This window comes from Clostridium sp. CAG:265, assembly GCF_000436575.1.
Taxonomy (GTDB): domain Bacteria; phylum Bacillota; class Clostridia; order Clostridiales; family Clostridiaceae; genus Clostridium; species Clostridium lentum.
On sequence record NZ_FR886641.1, the window covers coordinates 124166 to 134616 of the forward strand.

The window sequence follows — 10451 nt, forward strand, 5'->3', positions numbered from 1 at the left end:
AGAAATGTACATGGAGGTAAGAATAAATGAAAAGAAATTTATTAAAAACATTAGCAGTGGCTTGTGTAACAAGTGTAATGCTTATGGGATGTGGAAATACAGGAAGCGCAGAAGATAATTCTTCTAAAGGTAATACAATTACAGTTACAGATGTAAGAGGAAATGTTGAAATACCAGCAGATCCACAAAGAATAGTTGATTTAAGTGGGAATAGTGATATTTTATCAATTTTAGGATATGACGTTATAGGAACAGCAAATAGTGATGCATATGATTACACTAAGTTCCCATCATACTTAGAAGATACATTAGCAGGAGCTGAAATCTTAGGATACAGCATGCAAGATACTATGGATATAGAAGCAGTTATGAACTTAAATCCAGATTTAATTGTAATATCAACAGTTCAAGAAAAAATGTATGATCAATTAAGTGAAATTGCTCCAACAGTAATGATTCAATTAGAAGCTTTAAATTGGAAAGATGATGTTAGAAACTTAGCAAAAGTATTTGATAGAGAAGAAGTAGCTGAAACTTGGTTAAGCAATTATGAAACAAAAGCTAAAGAAGCAGGAGATAAAATTAAAGCTGAATATGGTGAAGATACAACATATCTTTCATTCTTAGCAAGTGGTGGACAATTCTTTGTGTTTGATGGTGCAGGATTTGGAGATGTATTATATAACGATATGGGATTAGCTAAACCATCAGGAATGCCAGAACAAACTGATATAAGCCTTCCAGTTGTTACATACGAAGGATTAGCATCAATAGAAGCAGATTACATATTTGTAATAGCTACAGATGAAGATTTAGCTCAAATGGAATCAAATGCAATTTGGAACAACTTACCAGCAGTTAAAGAAGGTCATGTAAAGGTGTTACCTGCATCACCATACTTTAACCAAGGATACAGCCCAATTGGAAGAGAAATTTTAGTAGATGAAATAGGTGACATGTTAAATGAAACAAAGTAGTAAGCGTTTATCAATATTTTTGATTTGCAGTTTGTTACTTTTAGTAGTAGGACTGGTTCTAGCCGTAAGGTTAGGATCCGTCCATATTGCTTTTTCAGACATTTTTAACAGTATTTTTAATTATAGTGAAACTTTAGAACTTATGCTTGTTAGAGATGTTCGTATTCCAAGAGCACTTTCTGTTTTAATGACAGGAGGAATACTAGGAGTAACAGGTGCAATGATTCAAGGTGTTACAAGAAATCCTATAGCAGAACCATCTATACTTGGTGTAAGTCAAGGGGCAACTTTAGTAATAGCTATTTTTTATGCAGCAGGAATAGGAATAACAACAAAAAATGTAATGATTGCTTCATTTATAGGAGCACTTATAACTGGTCTTATAGTTTTAGGCTTTATATCTAAAAAAGCAAATAATAATTCCATTGCAAAAATCCTTTTAGCAGGAACAGCCATGAGTACATTCTTCGTATCCTTAACAACAGTAATAGGACTTTTAACAAATCAATCTCAAATGATAGGTTTCTGGGTTTCAGGAGGATTTAGAAATGCAACTTGGGCAGATTTTAAACTTATATTTATTGTAGGAATTATAGGTCTTATAATTACAATGATATTATCACCAAAGATAAATATTTTAAATCTTGGAGATGATGTGGCCATTGGTCTTGGTGAAAGTCCAGAAAAAATAAGATTTATTACACTTATGGTTATGATACCTATGATTGCAGCAGCTGTTGCAGTAGGAAAGAACATAGCATTTGTAGGGCTTATTATCCCTCAAGTAGTAAGAAAGATTTTAGGTGAAGATTATAGAAAAAATATTCCTTGTTCATTTTTACTTGGAGCGGTGCTTTTAACTTATGCTGATATTGCAGCAAGAATGTTATTTAATCCATATGAAACTCCTATTGGAGTATTTACAGCAATTATAGGAATACCATTCTTTATTTCAGTGGCTAGAAAGGAGAGAGGATAATGAAGAAAAATAAATTTAAAATAGTGTTAGTGATTTTAATGGCTTTATTAATAATCTCCTTTGGAGTGTCCCTATGTTGGGGTACATATAAGGTTACACCTTTAGAAGTTATAAATACTTTACTTGGAAATGGAAGTAAACTTCAAAATACAGCAATATTAAGTATAAGATTACCAAGGCTTTTAGTGGGAGCATTTGTTGCCATTGCATTATCAACAGCAGGAGCAATACTTCAAACCATCACTAAAAATGATTTAGCTGATACAGGAATAATAGGTATAAACGCTGGTGCAGCAGTGGCAGCAGTATTATTCATTACATATTCTACAGGAGCTTATTATAGTGAATTAGGACAACTTTCAATATTTGTACTGCCATTTATGGCCATAGTAGGTGCATCAGTTACAGCTATTATAATTTATATGATGTCAACAACTCATGAAGGAATAAGACCTAAAAGGTTATTACTTATAGGAATTGGATTAAATGCAGCACTTAATGCTTTTATAATTTTCTTTACATTTAGAGGTGGAGTAGGAGATTATAACAGAGTATTAATATGGACATCAGGAAGTCTTTGGGGATCAGGATGGAGCTATGTAAAAGTGATTGTTCCAATAGTAGCTGTAATGTTTATATTGGTTTTATTAAACCATAAAAAATTAGATGTTTTAAATCTTTCAGATGAACTTGCCATATCACTGGGATTAAATATAGAAAAAGAAAGAAAAAAATTCTTAAGCTTAGCAGTTGTTTTAGCAGGAACTGCCACAGCTTTTGCAGGAAATATTGGATTTTTAGGACTTATAGCACCACATATTGCAAAGAAATTAGTGGGACCTTATCATAAAAAGTTTATATCAGTATCAGCAATGATAAGTATAGTAATAGTACTTATTGCAGATGCAGTTTCGAGAAATTTATTTTCTCCAATTGAAATTCCAGTGGGAATAACAGTATCAATATTTGGAGTACCATATTTTATTTATTTAATGATGAAGGAGAAATAATTATGGAAGCTATTAGTGTAAAAAACTTAAGTGTAGCATATGAAAATAACACAATAATTGAAGATTTAAGTTTATCCATACCTAAGGGGAAAATAAGTATAATAATTGGAGCTAATGGATGTGGTAAATCAACATTTTTAAAAACATTAGCTAGAATTAATAAACCTAAGGCTGGAGAAATTTTTATAAATAAAAAAGATATTAAAAAGATAAATGAAAAGAATATAGCAAAGGAAGTGGCATTTCTTCCTCAAGGGCCAGTATGCCCAAGTGGACTTACAGTAAGAGAACTTGTGGCCTTTGGTAGATTTCCACATCAAAAGCTTATTGGTGGCTTAAATAGTCATGATAAAGAAGTTATTGACTGGGCAATAAAAGAAACAGGACTAAGTGAATTTGCAGATAGAGAAGTTGAAAATTTATCTGGTGGCCAAAGACAAAGAGCTTGGATAGCAATGACTTTAGCTCAAGAAACAGAAATAATAATGCTAGATGAACCTACAACTTATTTAGATATGTCTTATCAGCTTGAAGTATTAGAAGTTCTTGAAAAGCTAAATAAAGAAAAGAATATTACAGTGGTTATAGTTCTTCATGAGCTTAATAATGCATGTAGATTTGCAGATAACATCATTGGATTTAAAAAGGGAAAAGTTATTTGTGAAGGAAAACCATTAGATGTAATTACTAAAGAAAATTTAAAGAAAATATACGGAATAGAAGCTAATCTTACAATAAGTGAAGATGGCAAGTATCCAATATGTATGGAATACGATCTTTTTAGGGAGGCTTAATGAGAAATAAAAACTTTTTAATAATAGTAATAGGGCAGATAATTTCTCTCTTTGGAAATGCCATACAAAGATTTAGTATGTCATTATACTTATTAGAGTTTACAGGAAGTACAGCTGTATTTTCACAGATATTAGCAATATCAACAATACCTTATATAATTTTTGCACCTATTTCAGGAAAGCTTTCTGATAGTGTAAATAGGAAAAAAATAATGGTATATTTAGATTTCTTTTGTGCAGCACTTATTGGAATATATGCATTTATATTATTAAGAGGAAATGATAGTGCACTTATAGTTGGTACAGTGATGTTTATATTATCAATATGTTACACATTATATGGACCAGCAGTAACATCTTCCATACCTCAAATAGTAGATGAAGAAAATTTAACTTCTGCCAATGGAATAATAAATCAAGTAGGATCAATAGTAAATGTGGTAGGACCTATTTTAGCTGGAATACTTTATGGATTACTTGGAATAAAAGTTATTGTAATAATAAATGCTGTAAGTTTCTTATTATCAGCAATTATGGAAATGTTTTTAGATATTCCAGATGTGGCTAAGAATGATGAAAGTACAGAAAAACTAGTATCAATGGATTTTATAAAGAAATCATTTGGAGATATGAAGGATAGCTTTGTATATTTAAAAAAGGAAAAGAAAGTTGTTCTTGCAATTATAGCTTCATATGCATTTTGTAATATATTCTTAGTACCTATTTTATCAATAGTTGCACCATATTTTATTAATGTATTACTTGCACTTCCATCAGAGATTTATGGAATTGTTGAAGGTGTATGTGTACTAGGTATGATATTAGGAGGATTCTGGATAAGTATAAAGCCAAAGATGTTCTCAATGAAAAAGGTACATTATACATATTATCCTATGATAGCTGGTGTTACACTAATGTCTATTTTAGGATTTATAAAGATAAATAATTATGCAATGGCAACAATTTTTGCCTTTGGTGGATTATTAATTATGTTATCTTTATCATTATCAAATGTACTTACATTAACATTTATACAAAAACAAGTTCCATCAAATATGCTTGGACGTGTATCAGCATTTTCAGTGGCAGTGGCAACGATAAGCGTTGCGCCGGGGCAATTATTATACGGACAAGTTATTGATATGGGAATACCACTTGGAATAATTCTTATTGTAACAGTGATATTTAATATTGGACTTGTTGTCTTTATTAAGAAGAGGGTAAGTGATACAGTTGTGGAAAGTGAAGAAAAAGCAGCTTAAGATAATGATGAAATATCAGTGATAAATGATGAATTGAGGAATAAACTCATAAGTTTAGAAAACTGTATAATTAAGAATGAAAAATTAAAAATGAATATGCTTAATTAATTGAAAATTGATAATTAAGTATATCCAAGGAATTTGCCTGTGTGTTATGTGGTGTAGATAGATTAGGTAATTTATACACTGGATTAATATATGATGGTAGACCTAAATATACCGATATAAATAGGGCTCTATTAAATGTTGTTGAAGAGAATTCTATATTATGTACTGATAAGCATAGGAGCTATATCTCCTTTGCAGCTCAACATAATTTTGAATTACATCAAATTAGAGATGGAAGAAAAACTATGGATATTTACAATATTCAAAGAGTTAATGCCTTTCATAGTAGTTTAAAAAGATGGATAAACAAGTTTAATGGAGTCTCAACAAAATACCTAACTAACTACTTATTCTGGTATAAGTGGAGGCAATTATTTAAAACAGAAATGGAAAGAAATAAGCCTAAAAAATTCTTTATTCATGCTAATTCAACATATTCTATATCTTTAATAAAGGATTTTAAAATCAGAAGATAAATATATATATAAGGTAAGATATGTTTTATTTTACTGTTTTTTAATGTGCAATTAATATAATGATTGATGAACAATCTAAATGAATTGCGAACTAAAAAAATACCGCATATTTTTTATTTAATAATACGGTATTTTCATTAATTTTATTTTCTTAATATATTAAATTTTATAATAAACTACCTAGAATTTATTTAAAATAATTTAAATTATTCCAAATGAGTTTTTCTGAATTGGATTCTGTATCTCCAAAGTAGTCTATAAAATCTTTGTAATGTTTTGCACCCATTTTTTCATAAATTCTCTTTGCATTATCATTTCCTTTTACAATACAAATACTCATATGTTCATAACCTTTAATATAAGCATAGCTTCCTACTGTATTGATAAGTTTTGTTCCAACACCTTTTCCTCTTGAAGTTTCAGAAACATGCAGTGAATCTAAATATAAGCAATTCTTTAATTCTTCATCTTCCTTACATGCAGAAAAACCTAAAATTTTTTCGTTTTCATACGCAACAAAGATCCTATGTTTTTCTTTATTAAGATATTCTTGCCATTTCTTTATTCCTTTATTAACAGTCAATCCATTCAAAAAGTTATTTGGTAACAAACCTACATATGTTTTTTTCCAATTCATAACATATAAACTTGCAATTGGTTCAATATCTTCAGTATTTGCTTCTCTAATATTCACTATATTCACCACCTAAAATTTAATTTATATAAATCAAGTTTAATATTATTATAAATAAATTATAGCACATTTTTTAATACCGTATTATTCAATTTTCAAAGATCATTTAGTTCGCAATATTAAAATATTGCGATTTAAATGGACGTCTATTGGACATCCCTTTATGTTATACTTATTTCCACATTATTTTAAAACAAAGCTAAAAATAATTGAAGCAGGAAAAGTTAATAAAAAAGAAGTAATAGTTGGAGATTGGTATCTTTAATTGTTACTTCTTTTTTGTGAAATTGTAAATTTTGAATGAGGACAAGTGAACCGTACCATAAATAAGTGAGGTTTATAGCTTTGGGCATTGATATAACTTGCCTAAGGCTATTTTTTTATCTAAAAATAACGTATCATAAGTAAGGTTATATTTACAAATTATGCTATAATAAACTTAAAGTGAAAGGTAAATAGGAACTACTGATTTTATAGGAGGAAAGTGATGGATTATTATGCACGTGCAAAAAAATTTATATTAAAGAATGCAAGACATCTTGATATGGCAAGATGGAACTACTTATTCGAAAATGGAAGTAAGGAAGATGTTATTAATATTTTAAAAACTTATCAAAATACTGATGGTGGATTTGCAAATGCACTTGAACCTGATTGTTGGAATATTAATTCAACACCATTGCAAACCTGGGCAGCAACTAGAATCATAAAAGAAATTAATTTAGATGATAAAAATCATCCAATAATAAAAGGGATTATAGATTCTTTATCATCTAATGATGAATTTGATGGTCATAGATGGAATGCTTTAAATATTACAAAAACAAATTAAACAAGTTATAACATATGACACTAAAAGATGGAGTAATGATTATATATGCAAGCCGTCATTGTTCATAGACAGTAAGTCAAGTGATTTTTATTTAGAAAACAAGGATATATGTGATTTTGAATGTCAATTTATTTTAAATATTCAAAATAATGATGGTTCTTGGAATGTTACATGGGATTGGAATAATTATCTTAAAGAGTGGGCTATAAGCAAAAATTGGTGGAAATCAGATATTATTATAAAAAATATTAAGTATATTAAGGAATTTCAGTGATAAATTCTATTTGTGGAGGTGTTAGAATGAATTTTTCGCTTGTTACTATTATTGATGAAGACTTAAATCAGTATAAAGCAGACATGCAAGAAGCATTCCAAAAAGGGTTTGAAGATGTTTTTGGTAAGACTGAGGATATTATTCTTCCTGAAAAAGATATTGACAATTCTTTAAATCAAAAGAGCTCAGTTGCATATAAAGCAGTTGTTGATGGTGAAATGGTTGGAGGTGCTGTTGTGGTAATTGATGAAAAAACTCAGCACAATCATCTTGATTTTCTTTATGTTAAGTGTGGCACTAGTAGTAAAGGTATTGGTAAGGCAATGTGGGATGAAATTGAAAGATTGCATCCTGAAACAAAGGTATGGGAAACTTGCACCCCATATTTTGAGAAAAGAAACATTCATTTTTATGTAAATAAATGTGGATTTCATATAGTAGAATTTTTAAATGAAAAGAATCCAGGATTAGATATGCCAGAAGATTTTATTGGTGATGGCGGACAGGGTATGTTTGTATTTAGGAAGCAAATGTAATGTGACAACTAGGAATTTGCACGTGGGATTGTTATATATTCTAAGAAGGGATTATAAAGCTAAAATTGAGCCAATAATATTAAAAGTATTATTGGCTTATGTTATAATTGTTGTAATTAAATAGTGGAAAATATAATTAAGGAAGTGATGGTTAATTCTTGAGATATTTAAATACAAATAAACAATTTGAAAACTATAAAGAACTTGTTAATGAAGAATATTTTGTAGATAAATCAATGATAATTAAAATGCTGAATGAAAAAATATCTACTAAGAGCAAGTATATATGTATTACAAGACCAAGGAGATTTGGTAAATCAAGTATTGCAGATATGCTGGGAGCATACTATTCTAAGGCTGTAGAATCTAAAGCAATTTTTGATAAATTAAAGATAAATGTATGCAAAAGTTATGAAGAAAATTTAAATAAATATAATGTGATAAATATATCATTCAATAGCATATCAGATAGAGGAAATACATATGATGATTACATTAAAATGATAAAAACTACCTTGGTAAATGATATTGTAGAAATGTATCCTTATATAAAACCAGAAAAGTATTTTACAATAAGCGATATGCTTTATGATACAAAAGAAAAATTTGTTTTTATCTTTGATGAATGGGATTATATTTTTAATAATAATTTATTTGAAGAAAATCAAAATGATTTTTTAGAGTTCTTAAGAAATCTTTTAAAAGATCAACCATATGTAGCTCTTTGCTATATGACAGGGGTGTTACCTATTAAAAAATATTCTAGTGGTAGTGCACTAAATATGTTTGATGAGTATACATTTTTAAAAGATAGAAAATTTGGAGAGTATTTTGGTTTTGTAGAAGAGGAAGTTATAGAGCTTTGTAATAGAAATGGTAAGATGAACTTTAAAGATCTAGAGAGTTGGTATAATGGATATTTTACTGCTACTGGAATAAGAGTTTATAATCCAAGATCAGTTGTTAAAGCACTACAAAATAATTATTGTGAAAGCTATTGGACTAATACAGGAGCAATGGATGAAGTAAGTGAATATTTGAAATATAATATTTTAGAAATTAGAGATGAAGTTATTGAAATGGTTGCAGGTGAAGAAATAGATGTAATAATAAAAGAAGAGTTTAGAGCAGGGCAAGGGACACCTAAAACTAAAAAAGAAATTTATTCAGCTATGATAGTGTTAGGGTTTTTATCTTATTATGATGGATATTTAAAGATACCTAATAAGGAGCTTATGTTAGAGTTCGAGAAAGCATTAGAAGATGAATCTTTTGGATATGTTTCTAAGATAATAGAAAATTCAAAAAGTATGTTAAAAGCAACTGTTAATAAAGATGTGAAGATAATAGAAGAAATACTTCATGATATTCATAATTCTGAAATTCCAATTTTGCAATATAATGATGAAAATAGCCTTTCTTGTGTACTTACACTAGCATATCTTTCAGCTAGAGATAATTATAGAGTAGAAAGAGAAGAAAAGACTGGAAAAGGGTATGCAGATTTTACTTTTCATCCAAGAAGGAAAAATGATACGGCTTTTATTGTGGAACTAAAAAAAGACGAAAAACCAGAGATTGCATTAAAACAAATAAGAAGTAAAGAATATGTTGAAAAGTTTAAAAGAGAAAATATGGGTAAAAAAATATTAGCTGTGGCTATTTGTTATGATTCCAAAGAGAAAGAACATCATTGTCTTATAGAAGAAATAGATTAGAAAATGATAAACTTAGTTAATGATGAATTGAGGAATAAACTTAGAGAGTTTGTAAGAATTAAAAATGTAAAATGTAGAATGAATAATAAATAGCTAGTTTAAATTAAGTATGCTTTGACATGAGTTATTAATTAACAATAAGAAATATAACTTAATTAAAATGTAAAATGAATAATTAATGTAAATGAAAAATTATGTGAATAGAGAAGTAATAGTTAGGGGGAAATGCCTGTAGCTATTACTTCTTTTTTACATATTTATAGATTTATAATAATAAAATTTAATTTTTAATATAATTTATATTTACATATAATGTAAAAAAGTAAGAGAAATAGTTATAAAATTAATATTGAAAAAATTATAATTTATTACTAAAATTTAAAAAGATAAGTCGAATATTGTAGAAAAATGGAGGAAAACATGAAAAAAAGACAAGTGTTTTAGTATTAACAGGTGCAATAACAATAAGTAATATAGGATTAACAACATCTTTTGCAGATGTTAATGATGAAACTTTATTAATTCAAGAAAAGAGTACTATAGTACATAGTCAAGTATCTATAGAAACAGATGGATCAGCTAGAATTGCTGGACAAGATGGTCAATTAGGAACTGCAGATGATGTATTTGTTAGACCAGGAGCAAATGGGCAAGCTCCACATGTTGATCAATTTGGCAATGTAACAGTACCAACTGGAGGACGTGTAGAGCTACCAGACGGAAATATTGTTTGGGATACAGGTAATGATCAGTCAATAATAGTTCCAGGGGGAACTGGTATTACACCAAAT

9 protein-coding genes and 1 pseudogene are annotated in these 10451 nt (G+C 28.7%); 9 read left to right on the forward strand and 1 reads right to left on the reverse strand.

Going from position 1 to position 10451, the window contains the following annotated elements; all coding sequences use genetic code 11:
- Positions 1-26 precede the first annotated feature (26 nt).
- The 6 genes and pseudogenes from Q5O29_RS10735 to Q5O29_RS10760 all read left to right on the forward strand — a co-directional run.
- Positions 27-977: an iron-hydroxamate ABC transporter substrate-binding protein gene (locus Q5O29_RS10735; protein WP_022212945.1), complete on the forward strand. Its 951-nt coding sequence runs from the start codon at positions 27-29 to the stop codon at positions 975-977.
- Complete coding sequence (locus Q5O29_RS10740) at positions 964-1956, forward strand: iron ABC transporter permease (RefSeq protein WP_022212946.1); 993 nt, start codon at positions 964-966, stop codon at positions 1954-1956. Before Q5O29_RS10735 ends, Q5O29_RS10740 begins: the two co-directional genes overlap by 14 nt.
- Positions 1956-2966 carry an iron ABC transporter permease gene (locus tag Q5O29_RS10745; protein WP_022212947.1) on the forward strand — a complete coding sequence of 337 codons (1011 nt, stop codon included), beginning with the start codon at positions 1956-1958 and terminating at the stop codon, positions 2964-2966. Before Q5O29_RS10740 ends, Q5O29_RS10745 begins: the two co-directional genes overlap by 1 nt.
- A 2-nt stretch (positions 2967-2968) precedes the next feature.
- A complete protein-coding gene (locus tag Q5O29_RS10750; RefSeq protein ID WP_022168573.1) occupies positions 2969-3760 on the forward strand; it encodes an ABC transporter ATP-binding protein in 792 nt (263 codons plus the stop codon).
- Positions 3760-5022, forward strand: a complete 1263-nt coding sequence (locus Q5O29_RS10755) for an MFS transporter (protein ID WP_022212948.1) — start codon at positions 3760-3762, stop codon at positions 5020-5022. The genes Q5O29_RS10750 and Q5O29_RS10755 overlap by 1 nt, the downstream gene beginning before the upstream one ends.
- Before the next feature lie 128 nt (positions 5023-5150).
- A pseudogene (locus tag Q5O29_RS10760) lies at positions 5151-5606 on the forward strand (IS1595 family transposase); the annotation flags it as partial.
- 187 nt (positions 5607-5793) lie between these two features.
- Here Q5O29_RS10760 and Q5O29_RS10765 read toward each other — a convergent pair.
- Positions 5794-6300 carry a GNAT family N-acetyltransferase gene (locus Q5O29_RS10765; RefSeq protein ID WP_022212950.1) on the reverse strand — a complete coding sequence of 169 codons (507 nt, stop codon included), beginning with the start codon at positions 6298-6300 and terminating at the stop codon, positions 5794-5796.
- Positions 6301-6787: 487 nt separating this feature from the next.
- Here Q5O29_RS10765 and Q5O29_RS10770 point away from each other — a divergent pair, with 487 nt between their 5' ends.
- The 3 genes from Q5O29_RS10770 (at position 6788) to Q5O29_RS10780 (ending at position 9660) form a co-directional block, all read left to right on the forward strand.
- Positions 6788-7132, forward strand: coding sequence for a hypothetical protein (locus tag Q5O29_RS10770; RefSeq protein ID WP_022212951.1), 345 nt, complete (start codon positions 6788-6790; stop codon positions 7130-7132).
- Positions 7133-7432: 300 nt separating this feature from the next.
- Positions 7433-7942, forward strand: a complete 510-nt coding sequence (locus tag Q5O29_RS10775) for a GNAT family N-acetyltransferase (RefSeq protein WP_022212952.1) — start codon at positions 7433-7435, stop codon at positions 7940-7942.
- A 158-nt stretch (positions 7943-8100) separates the two neighbouring features.
- A complete protein-coding gene (locus tag Q5O29_RS10780) occupies positions 8101-9660 on the forward strand; it encodes an AAA family ATPase (RefSeq protein WP_022168589.1) in 1560 nt (519 codons plus the stop codon).
- Positions 9661-10451 lie beyond the last annotated feature (791 nt).